Source organism: Neobacillus camarae, from assembly GCF_054950115.1.
This window is the reverse complement of sequence record NZ_JBUCKX010000003.1, coordinates 168,526-193,641: the sequence shown is the minus strand read 5'-3', so window position 1 is coordinate 193,641 and position 25,116 is coordinate 168,526. Positions and strand designations below refer to the sequence as shown.

Below are 25,116 nucleotides of genomic sequence, written 5' to 3'. Positions count from 1 at the left end.
AATGGTCAAATTCAATTTATGAAAACAGTTACTAAACAATTTAAGTAATAAAATATACCAAAAAAGCACCAATCCTCACGGGCTGGTGCTTTCGATTGAAGTTAGTTAGAGTAAATTAGCTAGCTCATCTACACTCGGCATGTCTGTAATGTTCGTGGCATAATGCTCATATAGGACGGTCATATTTTTATCAATGATAAACGCTGCAGGAAGCTGCATTTCATTGCCTTCATAATCTCCATGGACCAATCCGGATTCTTGAACCTTCTTTAATTTTTCCATCGTATCTGGCCCAATCATCTCTTGTTGGGAATTAGCAGGTCGGATGTCCAATTCTTTATAAAGTGTTTGATCTGGGTCACAAATAATATCATAAGGATGGGTGTCACTGGTGATTTGCTGGGCCAATTTATCAGGATCAGATTGAAGAACAACAAAGGCTTTTGCCCCGGCTGCTTCTATTTTATGATACTCCTTGTTTAAATTTCTCATATCGAATCTGCATAGTGTGCACCCTTCGTACCTTAGAAATAGAAGGATGGTTCTATCTGCAGTAGCCAAATCACTTAGTTGAATATTTCTTTTAAAAACAGTATCCACTTCAAAATTGGGCATCTTATCGTTAACCATTAATTTTGCCATTTTTTCTTCCTCCTTAATAAAATATGGCTCTGTTAAATTTGGCTGTTGATTTCCGCTCCCATCAACAGAATGATAAAAATCAACAGTATCATTTTACAGAGCGAAAAATATAAAATTCACTGGAAGCTTAAGCCCCTTTTTGCATCACCCCTTTACGATTATCTGTTTATCATGCTTCTTCATAGCTGATTTCCATATTTACTTTACCTGATTTAAATCTCCATAAAGAGTAGGCGTAGGCTAATATAAGCATGACGATGTTCCCGATTACCATGGTTGTACTTAAATCCTGCAGTAATAGGTAGACTTGGAAGGCAGCCACTAAAGTGGCTACGATGCTGATAATCCAAAGGACTTGTTTTGATGTGCGAAATCTTGACTTTTCCCAGAATTCTGGGACAACATGTGGTAGTCTAACGGTGGCGATCGAGAGAACGAGGGTTAAAATGTTATTTAGAATCAGAACAAAGTTGGCTAGACCGCCAAGATCCCAACCAGTGAAAATCGGAATCAGACCCAAAATAAAGAAAATGGTTAACAAAATATGAGGCGTCTTATATTTTTCATTGACAGCTCCCAATTTCGCAGGCAGCCATCCATCTACGCATGCTTGAAGTAAGGGTTTGGTTACCCAGCCTAATGTCGCATTTAAAGTAGTGGCTAAGGCAAACATGGCACCACCGACGATGAAGAAAACATAAAATGGGTAGGGGAGGATTTCTTCGGCGACTAGAGTTAAAGGCTTGTTTGCCACTTCGCTAATTGGCAAAACTCCTGCAGCAACTGTAGCCATCAGTGCATAGACTAAAGCCACTGACACGGTTGAAACTATCAATACAATTGGAATATCCTTGGTAGGATTTTTTGCCTCCGCACCAAAGTTGATGATAACAGCAGCACCGCCGGTGGCAAAGGTAAGCAGGGCGGCAGCCGTAAACAATCCAGTAGCCCCTCCAGGCATAAAATCTGCTCCAGAAAAATAACCCGGCTTTACTTGCGGCAAACCGTAGGCAATAAAGATTGTTAATGCAATAGCCATAATAATAACCATTGCATTTTGCACCATAGCAGCCTCCTTAATGCCAAACAAATTGAATAAGTAAAAAAGAGTGAGGATCGCTACTGAAATGAGTTTTGGATTGACTCCTGGAATGAGTGCCAAGAAGTAATCCGCAAATGAAATGGCATATAACGCAATAGCTATATTAGAAAAAATATAAATGACTGTATAAAAACCTGCAAATTTGCTGCCCACTAAAAGAGCCGCCTGGGTATACAACCCGCCTCTCATTCTCACGGTTCCACTAATCAGGATTTGGGTAAGCGATATAATAATGACAAAAACAGCCGCTATCATAAAGGCAATGTTGACGCCTTTTCCTGTCATTCCAATGGCTACCCCTGTTAAAGCAAAAATTCCAGCACCGATAATTTGGCCAACGGCAATAGACATCAAGTCGCCTCTGCCTAAAACCCTTTTTAAATCTTTGGTTGAAGGACCTTTGTGTTCTGGCTCCATCATTTGTGCAGTGTTATTTTTTTCAGACATAAATTCCCCTCCTATTAATTACTTTGTAGTATTTTAACAGCTTCCGAGAGTCTTTCTAGGCCTTCCATTAAGGTTTTGGTTGGGCAGGCAATATTCATCCGTTCATACCCATTTCCCTCCTCTCCAAATACATATCCTTCGTCCATAAACAGCTGAGCCTCCATATGCATGAATTTTTCCAATTCGTCCTTATCTAAGCCAAGGGCATTGAAATCCATCCACTGCAGATAGGTTCCTTCAAGCTCATAAACTCTGATTTGAGGAATATTTTCTGCGATAAATTTTTTCGATACTAAATGGTTATGGTGGACCAATTCGATTAATTGGTCAAGCCATTCTTCACATTGGGTATAAGCTATTTCACAAGCTTTATAGCCAAGTATGTTTAAACCGAAGGCGGCATTTTTGGCAGCTTCTTTTTGGTATAGGTCCCTTATTTGTTTATTGGGTATAATAAGATTGGAGGTTTGCATTCCCGCCAGATTAAAAGTTTTACTAGGAGCGGTACAGACAATGACATTATTCGCTGCTTCCTCAGAAATCGTGGCAAAAACAGTATGTTTATAACCAGGCATAGTCAGGTCATTATGGATTTCATCGGAAATGATTAAAACATTGTTTCTAATACAGATTTCTGCTATCTTCTCGAGTTCTTCTTTGTCCCATACTCTCCCAACGGGGTTATGAGGGCTGCAAAATAGCAGGACCTTATTAGCGGGATCTTTTGCTTTTTCTTCTAAATCATCAAAATCAATCATATAAGTATTTCCATTATTTATGAGGGGATTCTTGATGATGTTTCTGCCGTTTAGTTCTATTGCGCTGTAGAAGGGATAATAAACGGGAGGATTGATGATGATCCCATCCCCTGGGTTAGTCAGGGCTTTAATGGCAGTGAAAAATGCGGACACCACACCCGCTGAATTCACAATCCATTCCGGTTTTACTTCCCAGTTATGCCTTTTTTTCATCCAACCACAGACAGCATTAGAATAATCCTCAGTGGGCCTGGTGTAACCTAGAATGGCTGTATCAAGATAAGTCTTTAGGCCTTCTATGATTTCAGGTGGGTTTTTAAGTTCCATATCAGCCACGGAGTAGGGGATTACGCCTTTTTTGACATCTGGATTCCAGCCTTTCATTTGTTCCCATTTTGCTGAACCAGTGTTCGTTCGGTCAATAACCGTTTCAAAATCGTATTTCATTCTTTCGCACTCCTTTTGCTAGTAAAATAACGCTAATAAACGGAATATTCTGCAAGTTTTAGATAGAGGAAAACTATAATTTGTATAGAATTGGCCTTTTAAAACAGATCACCCCCCTTTATTAAAATAAAGTATCTGTTAAACCATAATGTTGAATTTTTACTCTGTTAATTGGAGCGGAAGGCAGTTGACTCATGAGGGAGTAAGGGGCCGAGGAGGTCCCCCTTCACGCCCGCGGGTTCGATAAGCATCATTCGCTGCAATCAACAGCCAAATTTAAGAGCCTAATGTAAACATGCTCATGAATAATGTAACCTATTTATTTCGTATCGATTTTGTTTAGATACCTATAAATAGTTGCTTCAGATGTACACATATGTACGGCAACCTCTGCAACGGCACCCTTAATCAAGAAAACTCCCTTTTCATTTAATTGCTTCACAATTTCCATTTTTTCATCAGGAGACATTCTGTCGGGAGAAATTTTTGCTTCTGAAAGGGTTTGCAAAATAATGGATGTAGTAAGGTCCTCGATAGAGGTATGAAAGTCCTCTATTGGCTTTTCACTTTCTTCAAGAGATTTCCCGTTAAGATACAAACCATTTGACGGTAGATCTTGAGACCCGTTGATTAACGTGTCTATGAGATTCCGAGTATTAACCAACTGGCTGACATCCATATTTACACATAGCATACCAACTACATCCCCAATGTCATCTTTGATAAAAAAAGTAGACGAACGGACAATCTTTCCGTCTTGCGTTTTTCCAGAGTAGTTGATCAAGAAATCTTTTTCCAAATTGGATTTATTTTTTAATACTTTTAAGGCCAAATCTGTTAAAGATCCACCAACTTTGCGGTTACTGATATGGCTATTACTTATGGCCACGATTGAATTCTCAACATTGCTTACATCATGTAGAACAATTTCGCAATGGCTGCCCATGACACTTCCTAAAAATTCAACCAATGGAATGAAAGGCTGCAATTGGTGGGGAATGCTTTTACTCATTAGTATCTTCCTTTCTTATAGGTGGTGAAAGGTGAAGAGGTGGATATCTTTGAAAATGTAAAAGATTTAGTTGTTATCAAAGATGAGTTGAATTTTATATAACCTATTAAAAATATCTGGGATGTGTAAAGTGAATTGGTATTAAAGTTAAGGAAGAAGGAAAGTTTGGTCGTAGGAGTTTTTACAGAATGGTTGGATAAGAAATCCTTAAGGTAATAATAATTTTGTATCATGAGATTAATTTTATTATACAGTAATTGGAACTATTTTCAATATATTTTTTAAAAATTCAAAAAATATTAAATGAAGATATATTTAATCAATTTGGAAAATGAAGAAGAACAAAGAGCCTGAAATACCCACAATTATCGTAAACTAGGTGTATTTGTCGTACGAAAAAGCGTTTTCAAAATATACAGAATTTACAAAATATATTAAATATTCAGTTGACAAGGAATTGAAAATCAAATATATTAAAAATAATTATCATGTTAATAAAGTTTTTCAGCGTAGATATTTTATTATCACTCGCCAACCTACTCCAAAGGAGGTATTTCAAAAACTCATCTGCTGCATTACCTCTCATTGTAACATAGACAGTGTGGCTTTTATGTCCACACTAAACCCACACAAATTCCTTTTACACATTTTCCTATCACCTCTATCTATTACATGATCTAATTAGTGTACTTTTTTAAATACCATCCACAATTGACAAGCTGTGAAGATTTCCATTCTTAAGAATTAAAATTCCTTTATACCTCTTTCAAATAACGCTATTTTCTCATTAAGAAATAGTAGACCTCATTCTTTTTCATTTATTTTTTGGTTCGTTATAAAAAATATTTTAATTTTTAAAAAGGTTGATACTTTAATTCTTTCTTTTAAGGGGGATATAAATGAAATATAACTTTGATGAATTTGTTGGCCGCAGGAATACTTTCTCAGTGAAATGGGATGGTGGAAAACTTCTTAAAGAAATTGGCTTTACTGAAAGGTATGATGAAGAAACCCTTCCATTATTTACAGCTGACATGGATTTGCCCGTACCCCAGCCATTGATCGACGCTTTGCATCAAACAGTAGATCATAAGATATTTGGTTATTCCATTTTTCCTGATCGTTACTATGAATCTATCCAACATTGGTTTAAAAAAAGACATGATTGGGATATAAAAAGGGAAGAGATTATCTATAGTCCAGGAACTGTCCATGCATTGAATGTCGCGGTAAAAGCTTTTACCTCTCCCGGGGATGGAGTCATTATTCAAAGACCTGTTTATCCTCCATTTACATCTGCGATTGAGGGAAACGGAAGAAGAGTGATCAATAACCAGCTAAAATGTGATGAAGAAGGTTATTATAGTATCAATTTTGAGGATTTTGAAGAAAAAGCAAGAGAGGAAACAACCAAAATGTTCATCTTGTGCAATCCTCATAACCCGACTGGACGAATTTTTAATAAGCAAGAGCTAGAGAGGTTATCTGAAATTTGCAAACAAAATAATGTGCTCATACTAGCCGATGAAATTCACGGAGATTTAATTAGATGCGAACAAATATTTGTTCCTATAGCAAAAGCTGTAAAGAACGATGAGCATATTATTACTTGTACAGCCATAAACAAGACTTTTAATGTGGCAGGGCTGCATTGCACGAATGTTATTATCCCTAATCCTGTCCACCGTAAAGCTTTTAGTGACACTTTAGGCCATCAAATGGCTTCCCCTTTCGCAATCGCCGCACTAATCTCCGTATACAATGATGGGGAAGAATGGTTAGAACAATTGAAGGAATACATTGATGGTACCCTACTGTTTGCAAAAAAATTCCTGTCTGAGCGCATGCCAAAAGTAAAGGTAAGGATCCCAGAGGGAACTTACATTATGTGGATGGACTTTAGCGCCTATGGCATTTCTCCTGAAGAAGTCCATAACAGGATCTATAACAAAGCAAATGTCTTATTAGAAGATGGAAAAATGTTTGGAGAGGAAGGATTATATTTTCAGCGAATTTGCCTCCCATCCCCTAGACCTATGATTGAAGAAGCATTTGAAAGAATTGCGAGAGAATTTGAGGACTTGAAGTAACTTTTCCTACGTCATCCTACGAGTTACAAATAGAATGCCATTTTATTCTAGGTTGTAAAAGATAAAGGAGGGTAAATGAATGAAGTCGTTAAAACCATTAAAATTCTTAGCCATCATCACAGCTTTACTGCTGATTTTGTCAGCCTGTTCAGGTCAAAAGAGCACAACATCTTCCACAGAATCAGGGAATAAGTCAGTACCAACAAAAGGGGGAGAATTTACATTTGCCTTAGCGACAAATCCTGATTCCCTAGATCCCCATGCAGCCGGTTATGCTGTATCAGTACGGGCGTTTCGAACCATGTTTGACAGTTTGGTTGTCCAAAATGAAGATAATACAATTGGTCCATGGCTTGCTACAGAGTGGACGGTTTCAGACGATGGCAAAAGCTATACATTTAAACTAAGGAAAGATGTGAAATTTCATGATGGGACGCCATTTAATGCAGAGGCTGTTAAATACAATTTTGATCGCATAGCAGATCCTAAAAGAACACCTCCTGGGTATGCTCGTTATCTGTTAGTTAACTATGAATCGGCAGAAGTAGTGGATGAGTTTACAGTGAAAATTAACCTTAAAACCCCAAATGCAGCATTCTTAAGCTTTTTAAGTCAAGCATTTATTGGAATGGTATCACCAACAGCGGCTGAGAAGGCTGGTAATCAATTTGCGTTTGCACCTGTAGGGACAGGACCATATAAGTTTGTAAGTTCGAAGGAAAATGCTGAAATTGTGGTTGAAAGAAATCCAGATTACAAATGGGGCCCAAGTATTGTGGATAATCAGGGACCTGCTTATGTGGATAAAATAACCTTTAAGATTATTCCCGAAGAGGCAACAAGAATCGGAAGCGTCCAAAGCGGACAAGTGCTGGCGGGAGAAACTGTCCCTCCGCAAAATATCGTTTCCATGAAAAATGATCCCAATGTAAAATTGTTGCAGGTTGATACAAAGGGATTGCCGTATACGCTATTTTTTAATCAAACAAGAGCACCTTGGAATGATGCAAAAGCACGTGAAGCGATTAAATATGCGGTAGATATTGACGCCATTGTAAAGACACTCTATTTAGGCACCTATTCTAGAGCTTGGTCACCACTTGCTCCTGGAATGTTGGGATATGACAAATCGTTAGAAGGCAGCTTTAAGCGCGATATTAAAAAAGCCAATACGTTGTTAGATGAACTAGGATATAAGAAGGGTTCGGACGGAGTGCGTGAAAAAGATGGCAAGAAGTTAACGATGCAATATGTTGATGCCTCTCCAAATAGGGAGAAACGAAATGATATCGCTGTGATGGTCCAACAGCAGTTAAAAGAGATTGGTGTGGATGTGAAGATTGAAATCACTCAAGACATCACAACCCAATTAACCAATAAAAATTATGATGTATATGGCAATAGTGCCGTTAACTCTGACTCACATGGTTTATATCAGTTCTATCATTCACCACTGCCAAACCAAGTATTCCTTCCTGGAAAGTCAGATGATAAAGAGCTTGACAGTTTACTAGAACAAGGCGGGGTAGAACAAGACCAAGCAAAACGGGAAGAAATCTATAAACAGGCCCAGCAACGAATTATGGATAATGTGGTATCGATTCCAATCTATGTTTTCCCTTATACAGTTGCCACAAGCAAAAAGGTTGAGGGTGTGAAATTTGATAGATTGGGCTACCCAATGTTTAACGATGTATCTGTTTCAAAATAACCATAAAGAAACTCATGAAACAGCTCTCCAAACCAATACAGGAAATCAATAAGTGGAATTAGTTTAATTACATGATTAAAGGAGTGGTTGGGTATTGGCCGGGAGAATTCTTGCGCGAATCTGGACTTCGTTAATATCAATCTTTGGATCTTTGGTACTTGTATTTGCCATCATGTATTTGCTTCCCGGAGATCCCGTATTATCCATGCTCGATCCGAATACCGCCACACCTGAGATGATTGAAGCCCTTCGGCAGCAATTAGGACTTGATAAGCCGTTTTACGTACAATTTTGGGACTATATTTCCGGTATGTTAGTAGGGGATTTTGGCACTTCTTTTGCCAATAGTGAACCAGTTCTCCCTAAATTATTAACCCACCTCCCGGCAACCCTATTTTTAACACTTTTGAGTGCGGCCTTTTCGGTTGTCATAGGGGTAACTCTAGGAGTCTTGTCTGCTATTCATCAAAATCGGTGGATAGATATTATGGCAAGGCTGGTAGCTCTTTTCGGAATTTCCATGCCTACCTTTTGGTCAGGAATCTTATTGATTATGATTTTCTCGTTGAATCTGGGATGGTTCCCCGCAATGGGATCGGATGGTTTCATCACACTAATACTCCCATCCATTTCTCTTGGATTTATCGGCGCCGGATTGATCATCCGTATGGTACGCAGCAGCATGGTTGAAGTCATCAATGAGCAATTTATTGTGACATTAAGGGCTAAGGGTCTATCTGAAAAAGTCGTCATGTATCGCCACGCTCTTCGTAATGCATTAATTCCGGCTATTACCATTATCGGCATCAATATCGGAGAGCTAATGGCAGGAACGGTGGTCATTGAAACGGTATTTTCTAGACAAGGGCTAGGAAGGGTAATAGCGGATGCCATAATGGCCAAGGATTTGCCAGTTATCCAAGGAGCAGTTTTCATCTCTGCGATTGTATATGTAACGGTCAACCTGTTAGTAGATTTATCCTATTCTGCCATTGACCCCCGTGTGAGAAATAAAAGGGCTTAAACAAAGCCCTTTTATTCCCTTTTAAATAGGCTCTGTTAAAGGATATTGTTGATTTTTTAAACTCTCTTGATTGGAGAGGATAAACTCGACTGGAGTGGAATTCAACAGCCTTATAACAGAGACTTCTATAAAAAATAGTCTGTATGTCTGAAAGTGATTCATTTTTTAAAAGAAGGAGGAACAAGATGAAGGAAGTAATAGAAACGAAATCAGCCATGCACTTACCTAAAATAAAGAGTACGAGACCACAATTCTCTGTTACAAACGTTTTCGTATTATTATCTGGTATCGTCATTTTCTTTGTTTTTGTTTTTGCACTGTTTCCACAGTGGATAGCCCCTTATCCACCGACACAAATGCAATCAGACCAAATCTTAAGTCCTCCAAGCGCTGCCCATTGGTTTGGAACCGATTATTTTGGAAGAGATGTCTTGAGTTTGGTTATTTATGGAAGCCGTGATTCCTTATTAATAGGAGTTTCTTCCGTTATCGTCGGGGGAATCATTGGAGGGATAATCGGGTCCATATCCGGGTATGCCGGGGGAATCGTTGACACTATCTTCATGAGATTTATTGATATTTTAATGACAATACCTGGAATTTTACTAGCCATTGCGATTGCTGCAGCATTGGGGCCAAATTTAATGAATATTGTGTTGGCGGTCGCCATTTCATCGATACCTGGATATGCAAGGATTATGCGGGGCCAAGTCATGAGTATAAAAAAGCGTCAATATGTATCTGCTTCGCATTCAATAGGTACCAATAATTGGCGTATCTTTATCTGGCATATCCTGCCCAACTCATGGTCCCCATTGTTTGTCATGGCCACTATAGGGCTGGGGACAGCCATATTAGTTGGAGCAGGTTTGAGTTTCTTAGGTTTAGGTGTTATCAAAGAAATTCCAGACTGGGGAGCGCTGCTTTCCCAAGGAAGAGGCTATTTATCGGTTGGTTGGTGGATATCTACATTTCCTGGTCTTGCCATCACATTGTTTGTACTCTCCGTTAATGTTATCGGCGACAAACTTCGAGACAAATTAGATCCCAAAACAAACAGGACTAGATAGGGGGGAAATGTAGGATGAAACAACTGCTGGATGTGAAACAGTTGCAAGTGGACTTTGCTACGAAGAGTGGGTATTTGACAGCCATAAGAGATGTGACTTTACAAATTAAAGTGGGCGAGACGGTTTGTATTGTGGGAGAATCAGGTAGTGGAAAAACGGTGGCGTCAAAGACAATCATGAGGTTAATTGATTATGAGAATGGGAAGATTACCAATGGAAATATTGAATTTGACGGTGTCGACCTAGCAAAATTAACCCAAAAAAAGCTTCGTTCCTTTCGGGGAAAAAAGATTGCGATGGTGTTTCAGGAACCAATGTCAGCATTTGACCCGGTTTTTACGATTGGCAGTCAAATTATCGAGTTGATACTGGCCCATAAGGATACAACGAAAGCAAAGGCACATGAACATGCTGTATATTTGTTGCGACGGGTTGGAATCCCTGAGCCTGAATTGAGATTAAAACAGTACCCGAATGAGCTGTCGGGCGGGATGCTGCAGCGCGCTATGATTGCCATGGCTCTTGCTTGTGGTCCTGAATTATTAATCGCCGATGAGCCAACAACGGCACTTGATGTGACAATTCAAGCGCAAATCTTACATCTATTGCAAGAGTTAAAAGATGAATTCGGCATGTCTATTCTACTGATCACACATGATATGGGAATTGCAGCAGAAGTGGCTGATCGAGTGATTGTGATGTATTCTGGCAGCATTGTTGAAGAAGCAACGATTACACAGCTTTTCGAACTGCCACATCATCCATATACGCGTGGCTTACTTCAATCGATTCCTAAATTGGATAATGACCGGAGTCAAAAGCTATTTTCGATTGAAGGGTCTATCCCAAGCTTGTCCAATTTACCAACCGGCTGCAGTTTTCATCCTCGCTGCTCGTTTGCAACAGAACGTTGTAAATCGGAGGAGCCTCCTTTATTGGACGTGAATAACAGGAAAACGGCATGTTGGTATGCTGAAAATCTGGTTAGGGAAGAGGAATGGATGAATCATAGCCATTTTAATGATTCTTCGACAGAAGTAACATTTATCAATAGTCATAATAAAAAGGAGTCAGGGAATTCCAATCCTATCTTTGAGGTTCATGGACTTAGTAAATATTACCCAATAGGAGGCAGCATTTTTAACCGGACGCCTAAAGTTGTTCGTGCCGTAGACGATGTATCTTTCACGATTGAAAAAGGGGAAACATTTGGACTGGTAGGAGAATCCGGAAGCGGCAAATCCACCCTTGGGCGGTTATTGCTTCAATTAGAGGCAGCTACATCCGGGAAGGTCATTTTTGAAGGGAAAAATCTTTCAGAAATGAGTAAAAAAGAACTGCAAGAGAAAAGAAGGCATATGCAAATGATTTATCAAGACCCTTATGGCTCAGTGAATCCCCGTTGGAAGGTTGGGGAAATTATTGGGGAACCCTATAGAGTTCATGAGTCGTTAAGCAAACAGGAAAAAAGAAGAAAAGTAGAAGGACTTTTAGAGTTAGTAGGGTTAAATAGTCATGCTTATGACCGCTATCCACATGAATTTTCAGGTGGCCAGCGCCAAAGAATTGCCATTGCCAGAGCCATTGCCTTAAATCCTAATTTCGTTTTAGCGGACGAAGCCGTATCGGCTTTAGACGTTTCGGTCCAAGCGCAAATTGTGAATTTAATGCAAGACTTACAAAGAAATCTTGGCTTAACTTACTTGTTTATCGCCCATGGCTTAAATATTGTCCGTTATATCTCCGATAGGATTGGAGTCATGTATTTAGGGAAATTAGTCGAAATTGCCTCAAGCGAAGAGCTTTTCCAACATCCCGCCCATCATTATACAAAAGGGCTGTTAGAGTCTATACCCGTTGCCAATCCGATTCAGCGTAGAGAATTTACTGCGATTTCTGGAGAAATTCCTTCTCCTGCAAATCCGCCATCTGGATGCAGATTTCATACCCGTTGCCCTGCCGCAACGGCACGTTGCAAGGAAGAGCAGCCACCAATGCGTGAAATTGAGAAGGGTCATTGGGTTGCCTGCCATGATCCGGCGTTTGCTTAACACAAATTAACGGAATATTCTAAAAGAGGTGGAGCTATGAAAACCTATGAATCTGCTAATAAGGATACTCTGAATGCCTGGGAATCTGCCATTCAAATAGAAGACTATGTCATCGGTTTGCGCAGAGATTTCCATATACACCCTGAAATTGGCTTGCAAGAGGAACGTACCATAAAGGTGGTTACGGAAGAACTGGAAAAATGGAATATTCAATATGAAATTGTCCATAACGGTGGCATTATTGGCATATTGGAAGGATCACAACCAGGGAAAACCATTATTTTACGTGCAGACTTAGATGCTCTGCCAATGAAAGAGGAAGAAACAAACTTGAAGCAAATAAAGAATGTGGTTTCCAAAAATTCGGTCGCAGCACATACTTGTGGCCATGACGGTCATACTGCCATGTTATTAGGGGCCGCAAAAATTCTATCCCAAAACAAAGACAAAATAAAAGGCAAGGTAGTCCTTGCCTTTGAGCAAGGCGAAGAAATGGGTGGAGGGATATTCAATTTATTACAACGGCTCATCGAAATCGGGGCGGATGGGGTTTGGGGCATCCACCTGAAGTCAGATATTCCTTCTGGAAAAATATCGGTCGACCCTGGCCCGAGAATGGCGAGTGCTCTTCCGTTTAATATCATCATAAAAGGAGTAGGCGGACACGGGTCACGTCCGGATTTAGTGAATTCTCCTTTAGATTGTTTTACCGATTTTTATAACAATGTGAAGCAGATGAGAATGGATTCATTGGACCCCTTTAAACCCATTACTTTTTCAATAGGAACTTTAAATGCGGGAACGGCAGGAAACATCATTCCGGAAACCATTCAGTTTTCGGGTAGTTTCAGATACTTACATTATGAACAAGGAGTGGCTGCTGAAAAGGAATTTAAAAGGCTGCTAGAAAAAACATGTCAATTGCATAATTGTGAGTTTGAGTACATTGGACGATCGAAAGCCATGAACTTGTTTGTTTATAATCAAGAGGATTGTGCTTCTATTGCCAAAGAAGCGGTTAAAAAATCAACCGGAGAAGATTCCATCTATTATTATCCTGCCTGGATGGCCTCTGAATCGTTCAGTTTTTATCAAAAGTATTTCCCCGGTATCTTTGCCTTCGTAGGCATTCAAAATGAGGAAAAGGGGACAGGTGCGGAGCATCATAATCCTCACTTTGATATCGATGAAGATGTTTTAAAATTGGGCGTCGCCGCGACGGTTCAATATACACTTGATTTCTTGAACAGTGGAAAGGAAATCGGCTTTAAACCGGAAGAAAAATCCATTCAAGAAGTTCTTGAAGAATTAGGATTTAAAAAATAACCTATCAAATTAGGATAAAAGGGGATGCAACGTCCTTCCACATGGTTAAATGGCAATAAAAAAAATAGTAATTGAAGGGAATGTTCAGATTGTTACGAACGATATACTCAGATAATGCCCCAAAAGCCATTGGCCCATATTCTCAGGGCATTCAAATAGGTGATTTTATCTTCCTATCCGGCCAAATTCCAGTAAATCCCGATACCAATGAGGTAGTGGAAAATGACATCGTTTCACAGACAAAGCAAGTCATGAAAAATATAACGTCGATTCTGGAGGATGAGCAACTTACGGTTAATAATATTGTAAAGTCTACTATTTTTTTAAAGGACTTAGAGCAATTTTCGGTTGTGAATGAAGAATATAGCAAACATTTAGGAGATCATCGCCCAGCACGGTCCACTGTTGAAGTCAGCCGCCTGCCCAAAGATGTTTTAATCGAAATTGAGGTTATTTGCCACTTATAAATAAAGTGCAAGGGGTACATCGAATGGGTACCCCTGTTCATTTCCCTTCAATAAGTAATTGTAATGGAGGAACAAGGATGAAGATTCCCAAAACATTGGCTTCGCTTGGATATCGGGATTTCAGGCTTTTATGGTTTTGTTCTGCCTTAGCTAATTCGGGACAATATGCGTTCACGGTTGCGGCAAGTTGGCTTATTTTTTCCCTTTCAAAATCGTCTGCTCTGGTAGGAACATCGATGTTTGCCACCATGATACCTGGTGTCCTTTTTGGACCGATTATCGGGGTAATGGTCGATCGCCTCAATCGGAGGAAATTGTTATCTATTGCTGTCTTTATTAATGCTTGTAACCTTGGCTTATTGGCGCTTTTATGTATCATCGGAGTGGTCACGCCTTGGATAATTATTGCCAGTTCGTTCTTATTAGGAATTTGTTTTAACATCCAAAATACGTGCACGAATGCGATTATGCCTAGCCTGATTCCTAAAGAAACCCTGTTTAACGGAACCGCTTTGCAAGGGACCATCTCACATGGTGCCGGTTTCCTTGGTTCGGCGATTGCAAGTCCGTTACTGGTGATAGTAGGTCCTTATGCGGTGTTTATCCTGTGCTTTTTACTGTATATCGGCGCAGGGATTCAATCATTATGGATACGCACCAGCCAAACGGTTTTGAAAACAGATCGTTTGAATGTTAAGAACTTATTTCACCCACTGTTTGAAGGTTTCGTTTATATTAGAAAAACTCCGATGTTAGGACTCATGATGGTCATGGTGGGATTTCATTGTTTATTTACAATGGCCTATACTTCGATGTTACCGGAATATATTTCACATGAGATTGGCGGCGATGGTGGTGTATATGGAACGCTCACCATGTTTATTGGATTGGGAGCCATTATCGGCAATCTAAGTACAGCATCCATTTCTACCCGTAGAGGTCAAGGCATTCTTTATATTGTGATGGCGATCGCAAGTGGTGTGACATTGTTTTTCTTGGGACTATCAAAAACGGCATTTATCGTCTTCCTTGTCGGGCTTACAGTAGGGGGCTCCCAAGCCGTTTTTATGGCAATCAATCTTGCATTTGTATTGAGGCTAGCTAACGAGGAATATCGTGGGCGGGTTGCGAGTATTAACTTTATCATGGCTTCAGGGGCCATGGCTTTAGGGAACTTTGTATATGGGTCTTTAAGTGAACATATTTCACCGAAAGTCAATATGCTCACGACGGGAAGTATTTTTGCCATTATGGTTGTCCTGTTACTGATCTTTTTCCCTGGTCTGCGTTCACTGTACCAAAAAAATCCTGTGGTTTCAAAGGAGCAAAATGTTTCAGCCAATGTATGACTGCAAAAGCTATCTTTCTCTTCATGAAAAGGTAGCTTTTTAACCTTATTTTATTTCCTGGAAAACATACCCATATCTTTCTGCGTATTTTTTTTTTTTTCACTCCACGAGTGAAAACCAAATAAAACGAAACGAAATCCAATGCATCAAGGTGATGATTTTTTTAGAATTACAGATAGTTACAATCTTTGAACCGGCTGTTATCGTGAATCATTACATGAATCCCAATATTACTTCTATTCCATTAGAAGGAAGCAATCAGATTCAAGTGGGATGGGTAAAACGAAACGATGTATTACTGCCGGAAGAACTGTTGGTCTATATTGATTTTTTAAAATCAGCCTTGGAAAAATCTATGCCAAAGGACATAAAGGAAGTGTAGAGCGAATAGCCATATTCACAGAGGCCTAATGCCTAAACATTAAAAAACTGTAAGGTAGGGAAAGTGTATGAAATTTACATCTCCACAAATTAATCTGTATGTTGATCATTTAGAGAGATCTAAAGAGTTTTATCAGAAACTAGGTTTTACACAGACCTTTGTGGCGGAAATGGATGGCAAGCCAGTTCATTATGAACTAGTATTGGATGGTTTCACGTTAGGTGTAGCCACTAAAGAATCTGCAAAAGAAATTCATGGGTTAAACCCCGGCCAAAATAGGGGGTGTGAAATGGTGGTATGGACAGAAGATACAGATGAAGCCATACAGTATTTAATTGAAAAAGGTGCCACTCTGTTATCAGATCCTCATAATTTTTTAGATGATTTAAGGTCGGGTTGGGTACAAGATCCCGATGGGAACCCGATACAAATCGTTTGTAAAAGAACAAAATAAGCTTCCTCATTTCACGTGCATTGGTTACCAGCGGCTTTCAAATCTGAGGGCTGTTTTTTATATCCAAACAGAATTCGTAGACTGGATAAAAAGAGCTGAATGATCGCTGCGGCGGTAAACTTTCTTACCAAAATGGTGGTGAAATAATAATGATAATTAGAGCTGTTAAACAGAAAGATATAGTTTTATCGAAGAATTTGTTTATGAAATATTCAAGAATACCAGCTATTCAGATGGTGTAGTTGAAAAATCTCTTGTAAAAGAGATTCGGGAAAAACCATATTACATCCCACAATTAGATTTAGTTGCTGAGGAGAAAGGGAAAATTATAGGACATTTTATACTTTCAAAACTTCCAATAAGTAATACATATGAAAATGAAATTTTAATGTTATCCCCCGTCTCTGTGGCAATTAATAAGCAACGATAAGGTGTTGGTACGTTTATGTTGCAGGAAGGTATTAAATTAGCTTCTGAAAGAGGTTATAACGGAATGATTGTTGAAGGAGATTTTCGATATTATCGACGCATTGGATTTAAAACATCAACTGAGTTTGGTATATATGCATGCAAGAAAAATTTACCGCCATCCAAGGAGAACTTAATGGCAATGGAGTTGTGTGAAGATGGATTGAAAAACATCTCCGGTGAAGTGGATTATACAATTTATCATTCCTTAACACATTGATATATATTGAACACCACAAATATAAATGGGTGCGTTAGTCCAGAAAGGATTAACCGCCTTTTTTTGTTGATTCCTTGATGAACATACTTGGCAATATAGTTGAAGAAGGGCAATGGAAGTAATTATGGTAAATAAAAGAGTATATTGGAATTTACGGCAAAATATAAATAATTGTACAAGCTATTTAGATCTTGATTAGGAGGCTTTCTCATTGAAAAAACTAACAAAATTTGGGGCGATTTGTTTGACAGGTGCTTTACCGTTGACGTTTGTTATGACTACAGGTTTGAACAAAGCCGAGTCAATCTCTAAACCTCCCTTGGCAAATGAAACGGTAGTTCCCGTAACGTCTACTGCCGTAGGTTCTATTAATGTGATTGTACCAGTAGAAGAACAAAATAGGAAAGAAAACACAAAAGCAGCTATTTCCGTAGCTTCTAGTGACATAGGTTCCATTACAGTGGTTGTACCAGCTGTGGAACAAAATAGGATAGAAAAATCATCGACTTTACGATCACGCTTTGTACCGATGGTACAGACTTCTTTTTATAAATAAGATTTATTTTTTACATTGTCAATATCTTGCCCTAGCACAGGGTTGCTGCGGCAGCCTCCTTTTTTTCCAATACAACAGTTTGTATATGAATGGTTCCTGTATTTTTTTATCTTTGCTGAAAATAATAAGTTCGGGGTGATAAAATGGCAACAGCTAAAATCGGGGACAATATTTCATTTAAGCGTGAAGGGAAAAGCTATGAAGGAATTGTTACAGTTGTTAGAGAAAATTCTGTTATTGTTGAGTACGGATACAATAAAGAAAAAAACGAACCCATTTCAACCATAGTCAATCATAAAAATTATAAAATTACTAAGGCAACTTCATGAAAAGTACTTTGAACTGGGCAACAAAATGGAATGTTTTCGGCTAACGGGTTCCGTTTATATCGCAAACATTAAAAAGTAATGCAAAATGGCCTCCAAATTGGATGATAATTTGGAGGTCTATTTTTGTTGAAATAAAAGGGATTTTTAATCATTTGATTGGAAACCAACGGTATCTTAATAATATTTTTTAAATTTGAAAAAAATAGCTTTAGGAAAGGAGGGATTAAAATGTATGTTAAAAAGCGGATAACTGGATTGGTCGTTTTGTTAGCGATGATTGTGATGGTGACAACGACAAGCTCACTCGATGCTCATGCCGAATCTGGCACACTAACCCAGCCAGTAAAAGCAGTTGAGGTCGTGTTGAACGATAATTACTTTAATCCGAAGGATATCACCATTCCAAATGGAAAAGCAACAACGCTGATATTAAAGAATTTAGGCATGAAAGAGCACACTTTCACAGTGGAAAAGCTCAGAATTGACACGGAAATCAAGCCTGGAAAACAAGAAACCATTATCGTGAAACCGACAAAGTCCGGTACATATGATCTGATCTGTCGGTATCATTCACAAGAAGGAATGGTTGGAAAAGTAATCGTCAAATAAACAGCGGGGCCAAGGCCTTGCTGTTTTTATTACTAAAAGTGATTTTCGCTTAGTCATGATATATATATAATATACAGGCACCAATTTCCTCTCTTTAAAAATTTATTGGCTTATCACTGACAGGATTATGAATGTGTTAAATTTGAAGGTACCGGTTCGTTGTATTTAAAAAGGTCAATTCGGGGGCTTGCATCTAAAAAGAAGGAGGAGATTTTATGCTGTTTATGCTGATTGTCAAAGCCTCGAAGAATTCGGAAGCCGGAAATCTCCCGAGTTCTGAGCTCATTGAAGCCATGTCAAAGTACAATGAGGCATTAGTTGAGGCAGGGGTTCGGGTTATGGCTAAAGGCCTTCATCCAAGTTCAAATGGGATTCGCCTTTCGTTCCCGAAACCAGGGGAAAAGCCGATGGTTACGGATGGCCCATTTCCGGAATCGAAAGATTTGGTTGCCGGGTTCATCCTGATTGATGTGAAGTCGAGGGAAGAAGCCATCGGGTGGGCCATGCGCATGCCGGACCCGCAAGGACATGGGGAAGGTCAGATTGAATTGCGTCAAGTATTTGAGGCGCCCCAAGTTGACCGATAATCCGGAAATGTTGTCCAATGAGGTGGGATAGCCGAGAAATCTGAGAAGGGAAATTGATTATGCTCCCCTCTAGTCTAAAAAACAAACGATTGGTTAATGCTAATAATTTCACTTTCCTGAATTAAAAAAGGCTAAGAGATTTTCTCTTAGCCTAGTTATAATTCATCTTTGGCAACAAAGTATATATTTATTTAACATTTTATTTTATAAATGTACTAGGCATTACGACAAGCACGACCTCTCCACGAGCACAAAGAATATCGTTTGCAAATATTTCTGTATGAACTTTCCATCTTTTAGGGTGAATTTCCTCAACAGTTCCAATTGCTTTTAGTGGAACATCTTGTGGTGTTGGTTTTAGGAATTCCACATTCAGGCTAGCGGTAACAAACCTAGGTGGTACTGACCCATCACCAATTTCGTTCCCATTCTTACGGTGTAAAGCAAGTGCGGCAGACCCTGACCCGTGACAATCCATTAACGAAGCTATGAGTCCACCATAAATAAAACCTGGAATTCCCATATACTTTGATTCAGGCTTAAAGATCGTAACAGTTTTATCACCTTGCCAACCAGTTCGAAGATGATGACCATCTTTATTTAATCGACCACACCCATAACACCAAGCGAAATCATCAGGGTAGATATCTTGTATCGCTTTTTCAATTATTTCTTCCACCAGTCATCCTCCTTAATAATATATTAAGTCGATCCAAAGTAATATGAGTGAGCGTTCGGTCATGTTGTACTTTAAATATATACAAGTTCTTCCTAATGTACAACAATTTACTGATAATTCCGTTAATAATAAACTATAATTTTATGTAAAAAATATACTAAGTTTTACAAGAAACAAACCTTTTTCCTTATTAATGTACCGCTGGAAGGGGACCTGAGTTAAAAATCGAGTTGCGGCAGCAGCTCTTTTTTCTAGGTAATGAAACGAATGGTTGCAGGTTTGAAGGAGGTATATGTAATCGAATATTGAATAATTAGTAACATACACAAAAATGTTAGGGTTTTAGATTGGAGTTAAGGACCACAAAGGGGGAATTAAATTGAGCGAACTTCAACTGATTAATTCTTACAAAAACGAGCTTCAAAAGTACTCTTTGGAGCAGCTGAAGTATAAATCTGAAGAAGCGGTTTGGTCTATTGGTCAAATGTATGATCATTTAATCCTGGTTGCCCATGAGTATCTAGATAATATGGAAACATGTGCCACCTTAATGGATGAACAACCCCTTGGGAAAACGGAGTTTGGAGAGCTTTTATATAAGATTGGTGGGTTTCCTCCAATTAAAATTAAATTACCGGATGAAATGAATACTCCACCTAATAATTCAGATAGCAAGGACCATCTTATCAACCGAATGGAGAAAGTCATTTTAAGGCTGAACCAATGGGAATTGAAAGTGAAAAATATAAACCCAGATTATAAAGTCGAGCATGGAGGGTTCGGCTGGTTGAATGCAAGGGAATGGTATGATTTGGTTGGTATGCATTTTCGTCATCACTTGCGCCAAAAGGATGAGTTAGAACATAGACTTTCAACTAAGCGGTAGTTTATTTTAATAAGACCTACATAAAAAACCTAGCTTTATAGGCTAGGTTTTAGTGTTATCCACGTTTTCGAAAAGAGGAACAAAAGAATCATAGCAATTTTAATAATCTATTTCTCCAATCCTCTGCAAGAGCATCAACTGTCAATATTTTTTCAATTGATGCTTTATCTTGCTTTTGATGGAAAAGGATTTGTGTAGCAAAAGAAATGGATATCTCTTTTGAGTGTTTTTCCACAAGATTGATTTCTGAATCCAAATGGATGGCCCCTTCTTCCAATACCCGAAAAAAGTAGCCCGTGAATGTCGTTTCAACGACTTTCTTTAAAAGTTGTTTTTCCTCGTTATAATTGGAGATAGAGACACAAGGTACCCTCCCTTGTGTTATTTGAAGAATAGTATCCCCTACTTTATAGATGTCACCAATACAAACCTGTTTTTCAGTCATCCCGGTTGCCGTAATATTTTCTCCAAAAGCAGGGAGAATAAGCCTTTTTTGAAATACTTCTTCCCAATAAGAGTAATGCTCGAATGGATACAAACATACTGCACGGTCTGGCCCCCCGTGAAATTGGAGATTTGCCACATCATCATCAACAATGCCAGTTTTTTTTACCTCAAAGACTTGTACAGCTGATTTGCCTATTCCAGAAAGTTCTTTTTTATTGTTCCAATTATATTCCTTTGGTTTTCCAACAGCTAAATTAATAATTTTTTGATCCAATTTGAATTTACCTCGCTTCTATAGGCTCCAACATCAATAGCTAATATAAATTGTATTATACTAGTGTCATTTGAAAAGGTACAATTTTCAAAAAAACATTGGGGTAAGGAAAAGGTTCACATGCTTTAGATAAAGGATGTGAAGGTTTGTTCATAAACAATAGGGGGCATTACCCTAAATCTGGCCGCCAATGCGGTGACCGTTATTTTAATGAGCAAATAGGGGTTGGGATTTGTCATCAATGATCTTTCAGTCTCTAAGGTATGGCTGAACTTCAGCAACTCTAATGCTATTATGATAGATAGTTACTGGTGACAAATACGCGTCTAGGTCGTTTACAAAATAAGCAGCACCACACTCACAGGAAAAACTGCCTATTTGCCCATAGCGGCTGTGGTCATAGCCAATAACATAGTTTTCGCTGCATAAATGGCAGATATAATCAAAATAAAAAGCCGAAGTATTTTGGTTGGAAGAGGAATTAATTTTAATATAATAGTCTTTATGATAAACCATATTTTTCTCCCTTTTGATTTTTGTCTTCATAGTAAAAAATGGCTATTTTTATGTATTAGAAGGCAGGGGACCCCAAAGTCAAATTTCCACTTTCAAAATTAATAGAAAACCACCAACCGAATAAAGGAGACTTTTTTGCCAAATGATCTGCTTCAGTACAAGCAATTTGTTTTCCGCTTAAGTACCAAAAACTATAATGTTCTGGAGGTGCCACTTTAAATATTAAATGACCTCCTAAATCAAATCCATACAAATAGTCAGTCGTTAAGGAATTCCTTGTGAGTATCAGCACTCTATTTTCTTTTGAAAAAACAGTAACAGTTTCAACTACTCCTAATTCGTGCTTTCCGTTTTCACCGTTTACAATATTTAAATCATTACTCTCAGTTGAGAAATGAAATATACTGTTAATACCAAAGAACATTTCTTCACCCCTGAAATAATAATAAAAATCATTATAAATTCTACCTCAAATTCATCCTTAAATTATAGACGGTTTTTTTAAAAGTATCAAAAGAGTTAGAAAAAAGACATCCCTAATGAAAGGAATGCCGATAGTATTGGAAAATGATCATATTTGCATTAAGTTTTAATGAGATGTACACATAGTAACATGATAAAGGAAATCACGATGATACTTATTACCCAAGCCCAAGCCAATGCCATATTGCCTGAATCCATGGCTACATATATCGCTGTTGGGATCGTTTGGGTTTTATCAGGGATGTTGCCTGCAAACATGAGAGTGGCTCCAAATTCACCTAAGGCTCTTGCGAAACTAAGTACGATACCGGAAACGATGGATTTGAGTGCGAGAGGAATGGAGATTAATAGAAATACTTTCATTTCATTGGCCCCATCCACCCGAGCAGCATGTTCAATTTCCTCGTCAATTGCTTCAAAGCCTGCTCTTGCTGATTGATACATCAAAGGAAAAGCCACAACTGTAGAAGCAATCACAGCAGCCCACCACGTAAACATGACTGGCTGATTAAAAATCCACTCAATGAATTGACCGACCGGGCTATTTCTTCCAAATAGAATAATCAACAAAAACCCAACTACGGTGGGTGGTAAGACCAATGGCAACAGGAGAATTGTATCCACGAATACCTTTCCTTTGAATTTTCGATTCGCCATTATCTTTCCAAAAAACAGACCAAAAATAAATACCCATACTCCTGAAATGAAGGCTACTTCAATCGATAGTCTAACCGGTGACCAAAAGCTAGCTGCCATCTTATTCTCTTCGATCCTTAAAACCATATTTTGCAAAAGTCTTCATAGAAGAATCCTTTTGAAGATAATCATAGAATAGTTGGGCCTCTTTAGGATGGGTACTGGTTTTAATCACGCCAACGGGATAAACAATAGGATCGTGTGTGTCTTCGTCCGCGGCTGCCACAATGTTCACTTTATTTGAAGTTAATGCATCGGTTTTGTAAATAATTCCTCCATCCACATTATTCGTTTCAACGTATGTAAGCACTTGACGGACATCCTTGGCATAGACTACTTTTCCTTCAACTGAATTCCAAATGTTTAACTTTTCTAAAGTCTGTTTACCATATTGTCCTGCTGGTACAGATTCTGGGGTACCAAGTGAAACTTTATCTGCTTTGGTGAAATCTTCGAAGGATTTGATTCCTTTATTTGAATCCTTTGGAACTACCAACACCAGTTCATTTCCTAATAAATTGATTTCATTGTTCTTTTCAATGAGACCGTCTTGTTCTAATTTTTGAAATTTGTCCTCAGCAGCAGAAAAGAATAAATCAACAGGAGCTCCCTGAGAAATTTGTTGTTGCAACGCTCCTGAAGCTCCAAAATTATAAGAAATCTTTACATTGGGATATTCTTTCTCAAAAGAGGCTTTAATGTCAGTTAAAGTATTCTGTAAACTGGCAGCTGCTGAAATCGTCAATTCCACGGTTTGCTTAGATGTGGTTTGTTTCTGTTCATTTGTTGGTTTGGATGTTTCATGGTTTGAACACCCCGCCATTGCTAGTAAAAGGATCATGAACGATAAAAATAACAAATATCCTTTTTTCATTATCTAACTCCCTTACAAATTACTTATAATCATTTATAATTAATTATAACTAATTATAATATAGATAGGCATTAGAAATGTCACATTTTTAGACGATAAAATAAGAACAAGGGGAGGGATGCAAATGTCAAAGGAGCTTTCCTATACGATTGAAGAAGTGTCGCAGCTTTTAAAAGTATCTAAATTAACACTCTATGACCTTGTGAAAAAAGGCGAACTTCCCGTTTTCCGGGTAGGAAGACAGATGAGAATTGATGCAAAAGATTTGGATATTTATATAAACAGCCAGAAGGTGAATCAAAATACAAAGTTTTTTGCACCTGACCCAGAACCTCACAGGAATAGGGCAAAGGATACTGATAAAATTGTCATTAGTGGACAAGATCTGGTGCTGGATATCCTTGTGAAATCCATCGAGAAAGCCTCCGCCTTTAAGCCATTGCGTTCTTTCACAGGGAGCTTAAATAGACTGATTTCCATGTATAACGGAGAATGCGATATTGTTAGTTTGCATTTGTTTGACGGGGAAACAGGAGATTATAATTTACCCTACATAAAAAAAATATTAGTGGGCCATGAATATATTTTACTCAATTTACTTTCAAGAAAAGCTGGCCTATACGTTCAGAAGGGAAATCCACTAAGTTTGGCAACTTGGTCTGATTTCAATCGCAAAGACATAAAAATGGTGAATCGAGAAAAAGGTTCGGGAGCGAGAATTCTACTAGATGAACAACTTAGAATCAACCACATTTCACCAAGAGGGATAAAAGGATATGATCAAGAAGAATCATCCCATTTAAGTGTGGCTTCCGCTGTATCTTCAGGATTGGCAGATGTAGGGGTAGGAAATGAAAAGGCTGCTAAAATTGTCGGAGTCGATTTTATTCCATTAGTAACGGAACGTTATGACTTGGTGATTTTAAAAACCCCTCAATTTGAACCATTAATTGGGACCGTAAAAGATATTTTATCATCCAAGGAGTTTCAGGCAGAGATTCATTCCCTGGGGGATTACGATGTATCTCAAACAGGAAAAATTATTTATGAGACATCCTATTAGGATGTTGCTAATTTTTGCACCAGACTATAAAAATACTAGATTTCCTATAGTGAATATCAATAAAGGACTCAGTATTTTACTGAATCCTTTTTATTTA

The 25,116-nt window shown here is 38.4% G+C and carries 26 protein-coding genes; 17 read left to right on the top strand and 9 right to left on the bottom strand.

Going from position 1 to position 25,116, the window contains the following annotated elements; all coding sequences use genetic code 11:
• Positions 1-105 precede the first annotated feature (105 nt).
• From ACY8D0_RS16020 to ACY8D0_RS16005, 4 genes are all read right to left on the bottom strand, one after another.
• Positions 106-642, bottom strand: a complete 537-nt coding sequence (locus tag ACY8D0_RS16020; RefSeq protein WP_462411532.1) for a peroxiredoxin-like family protein — start codon at positions 640-642, stop codon at positions 106-108.
• 169 nt (positions 643-811) lie between these two features.
• Positions 812-2,191, bottom strand: coding sequence for an APC family permease (locus tag ACY8D0_RS16015; RefSeq protein WP_462411531.1), 1,380 nt, complete (start codon positions 2,189-2,191; stop codon positions 812-814).
• A 14-nt stretch (positions 2,192-2,205) separates the two neighbouring features.
• Positions 2,206-3,396: a MalY/PatB family protein gene (locus ACY8D0_RS16010; protein WP_462411530.1), complete on the bottom strand. Its 1,191-nt coding sequence runs from the start codon at positions 3,394-3,396 to the stop codon at positions 2,206-2,208.
• A gap of 319 nt (positions 3,397-3,715) precedes the next feature.
• Positions 3,716-4,408, bottom strand: a complete 693-nt coding sequence (locus ACY8D0_RS16005) for a helix-turn-helix transcriptional regulator (protein WP_462411529.1) — start codon at positions 4,406-4,408, stop codon at positions 3,716-3,718.
• Between the two features lie 899 nt (positions 4,409-5,307).
• Here ACY8D0_RS16005 and ACY8D0_RS16000 point away from each other — a divergent pair.
• The 15 genes from ACY8D0_RS16000 to ACY8D0_RS15930 all read left to right on the top strand — a co-directional run bounded on the left by ACY8D0_RS16000 (position 5,308) and on the right by ACY8D0_RS15930 (position 19,101).
• Positions 5,308-6,498 (top strand): MalY/PatB family protein, encoded by a 1,191-nt coding sequence (locus ACY8D0_RS16000; protein ID WP_462411528.1) that lies wholly within the window; start codon positions 5,308-5,310, stop codon positions 6,496-6,498.
• Between the two features lie 79 nt (positions 6,499-6,577).
• Positions 6,578-8,209, top strand: a complete 1,632-nt coding sequence (locus tag ACY8D0_RS15995; RefSeq protein ID WP_462411527.1) for an ABC transporter substrate-binding protein — start codon at positions 6,578-6,580, stop codon at positions 8,207-8,209.
• Positions 8,210-8,303: 94 nt separating this feature from the next.
• Entirely contained in the window at positions 8,304-9,233 is a 930-nt protein-coding gene (locus ACY8D0_RS15990; RefSeq protein ID WP_462411526.1) for an ABC transporter permease, read from the top strand.
• Between the two features lie 185 nt (positions 9,234-9,418).
• Complete coding sequence (locus ACY8D0_RS15985) at positions 9,419-10,303, top strand: ABC transporter permease (RefSeq protein ID WP_462411525.1); 885 nt, start codon at positions 9,419-9,421, stop codon at positions 10,301-10,303.
• 14 nt (positions 10,304-10,317) lie between these two features.
• Entirely contained in the window at positions 10,318-12,354 is a 2,037-nt protein-coding gene (locus ACY8D0_RS15980; RefSeq protein WP_462411524.1) for an ABC transporter ATP-binding protein, read from the top strand.
• A gap of 36 nt (positions 12,355-12,390) precedes the next feature.
• Positions 12,391-13,680: an amidohydrolase gene (locus tag ACY8D0_RS15975; RefSeq protein WP_462411523.1), complete on the top strand. Its 1,290-nt coding sequence runs from the start codon at positions 12,391-12,393 to the stop codon at positions 13,678-13,680.
• A gap of 89 nt (positions 13,681-13,769) precedes the next feature.
• Positions 13,770-14,147, top strand: coding sequence for a RidA family protein (locus ACY8D0_RS15970; RefSeq protein ID WP_462411522.1), 378 nt, complete (start codon positions 13,770-13,772; stop codon positions 14,145-14,147).
• Positions 14,148-14,224: 77 nt separating this feature from the next.
• A complete protein-coding gene (locus ACY8D0_RS15965) occupies positions 14,225-15,496 on the top strand; it encodes an MFS transporter (protein WP_462411521.1) in 1,272 nt (423 codons plus the stop codon).
• Between the two features lie 154 nt (positions 15,497-15,650).
• The gene (locus ACY8D0_RS15960) at positions 15,651-15,878 is read left to right on the top strand and encodes a hypothetical protein (RefSeq protein WP_462411520.1); all 228 of its coding nucleotides are present in this window, start codon (positions 15,651-15,653) and stop codon (positions 15,876-15,878) included.
• Between the two features lie 67 nt (positions 15,879-15,945).
• Complete coding sequence (locus ACY8D0_RS15955) at positions 15,946-16,332, top strand: VOC family protein (RefSeq protein ID WP_462411519.1); 387 nt, start codon at positions 15,946-15,948, stop codon at positions 16,330-16,332.
• Between the two features lie 445 nt (positions 16,333-16,777).
• The gene (locus ACY8D0_RS15950; RefSeq protein ID WP_462411518.1) at positions 16,778-17,020 is read left to right on the top strand and encodes a hypothetical protein; all 243 of its coding nucleotides are present in this window, start codon (positions 16,778-16,780) and stop codon (positions 17,018-17,020) included.
• Positions 17,021-17,231: 211 nt separating this feature from the next.
• A complete protein-coding gene (locus ACY8D0_RS15945) occupies positions 17,232-17,576 on the top strand; it encodes a hypothetical protein (RefSeq protein ID WP_462411517.1) in 345 nt (114 codons plus the stop codon).
• 143 nt (positions 17,577-17,719) lie between these two features.
• Positions 17,720-17,905 carry a DUF2187 family protein gene (locus tag ACY8D0_RS15940; RefSeq protein ID WP_462411516.1) on the top strand — a complete coding sequence of 62 codons (186 nt, stop codon included), beginning with the start codon at positions 17,720-17,722 and terminating at the stop codon, positions 17,903-17,905.
• A gap of 228 nt (positions 17,906-18,133) precedes the next feature.
• Positions 18,134-18,514 (top strand): cupredoxin domain-containing protein, encoded by a 381-nt coding sequence (locus tag ACY8D0_RS15935; protein ID WP_462411515.1) that lies wholly within the window; start codon positions 18,134-18,136, stop codon positions 18,512-18,514.
• A gap of 215 nt (positions 18,515-18,729) precedes the next feature.
• On the top strand, positions 18,730-19,101 hold the full coding sequence (locus ACY8D0_RS15930) for a YciI family protein (RefSeq protein ID WP_462411514.1): 372 nt from the start codon (positions 18,730-18,732) through the stop codon (positions 19,099-19,101).
• Positions 19,102-19,300: 199 nt separating this feature from the next.
• Here the strand turns inward: ACY8D0_RS15930 and ACY8D0_RS15925 are convergent, their stop codons facing one another.
• Complete coding sequence (locus ACY8D0_RS15925; RefSeq protein ID WP_462411513.1) at positions 19,301-19,780, bottom strand: PaaI family thioesterase; 480 nt, start codon at positions 19,778-19,780, stop codon at positions 19,301-19,303.
• Positions 19,781-20,159: 379 nt separating this feature from the next.
• On the opposite strand from ACY8D0_RS15925, the gene ACY8D0_RS15920 reads away from it, so the two are divergent.
• A complete protein-coding gene (locus ACY8D0_RS15920; RefSeq protein WP_462411512.1) occupies positions 20,160-20,666 on the top strand; it encodes a DinB family protein in 507 nt (168 codons plus the stop codon).
• An 88-nt stretch (positions 20,667-20,754) separates the two neighbouring features.
• On the opposite strand, the gene ACY8D0_RS15915 is transcribed toward ACY8D0_RS15920, so the two are convergent.
• From ACY8D0_RS15915 to modA, 4 genes are all read right to left on the bottom strand, one after another.
• Positions 20,755-21,387, bottom strand: coding sequence for an MOSC domain-containing protein (locus tag ACY8D0_RS15915; RefSeq protein WP_462411511.1), 633 nt, complete (start codon positions 21,385-21,387; stop codon positions 20,755-20,757).
• Positions 21,388-21,958: 571 nt separating this feature from the next.
• Complete coding sequence (locus ACY8D0_RS15910) at positions 21,959-22,327, bottom strand: hypothetical protein (RefSeq protein WP_462411510.1); 369 nt, start codon at positions 22,325-22,327, stop codon at positions 21,959-21,961.
• Between the two features lie 158 nt (positions 22,328-22,485).
• Positions 22,486-23,142: a molybdate ABC transporter permease subunit gene (gene modB, locus ACY8D0_RS15905; RefSeq protein WP_462411509.1), complete on the bottom strand. Its 657-nt coding sequence runs from the start codon at positions 23,140-23,142 to the stop codon at positions 22,486-22,488.
• Position 23,143: 1 nt separating this feature from the next.
• Complete coding sequence (gene modA / locus ACY8D0_RS15900; protein ID WP_462411508.1) at positions 23,144-23,956, bottom strand: molybdate ABC transporter substrate-binding protein; 813 nt, start codon at positions 23,954-23,956, stop codon at positions 23,144-23,146.
• A 124-nt stretch (positions 23,957-24,080) separates the two neighbouring features.
• Here modA and ACY8D0_RS15895 point away from each other — a divergent pair, with 124 nt between their 5' ends.
• Entirely contained in the window at positions 24,081-25,019 is a 939-nt protein-coding gene (locus tag ACY8D0_RS15895; RefSeq protein ID WP_462411507.1) for a helix-turn-helix transcriptional regulator, read from the top strand.
• Positions 25,020-25,116: the final 97 nt, after the last annotated feature.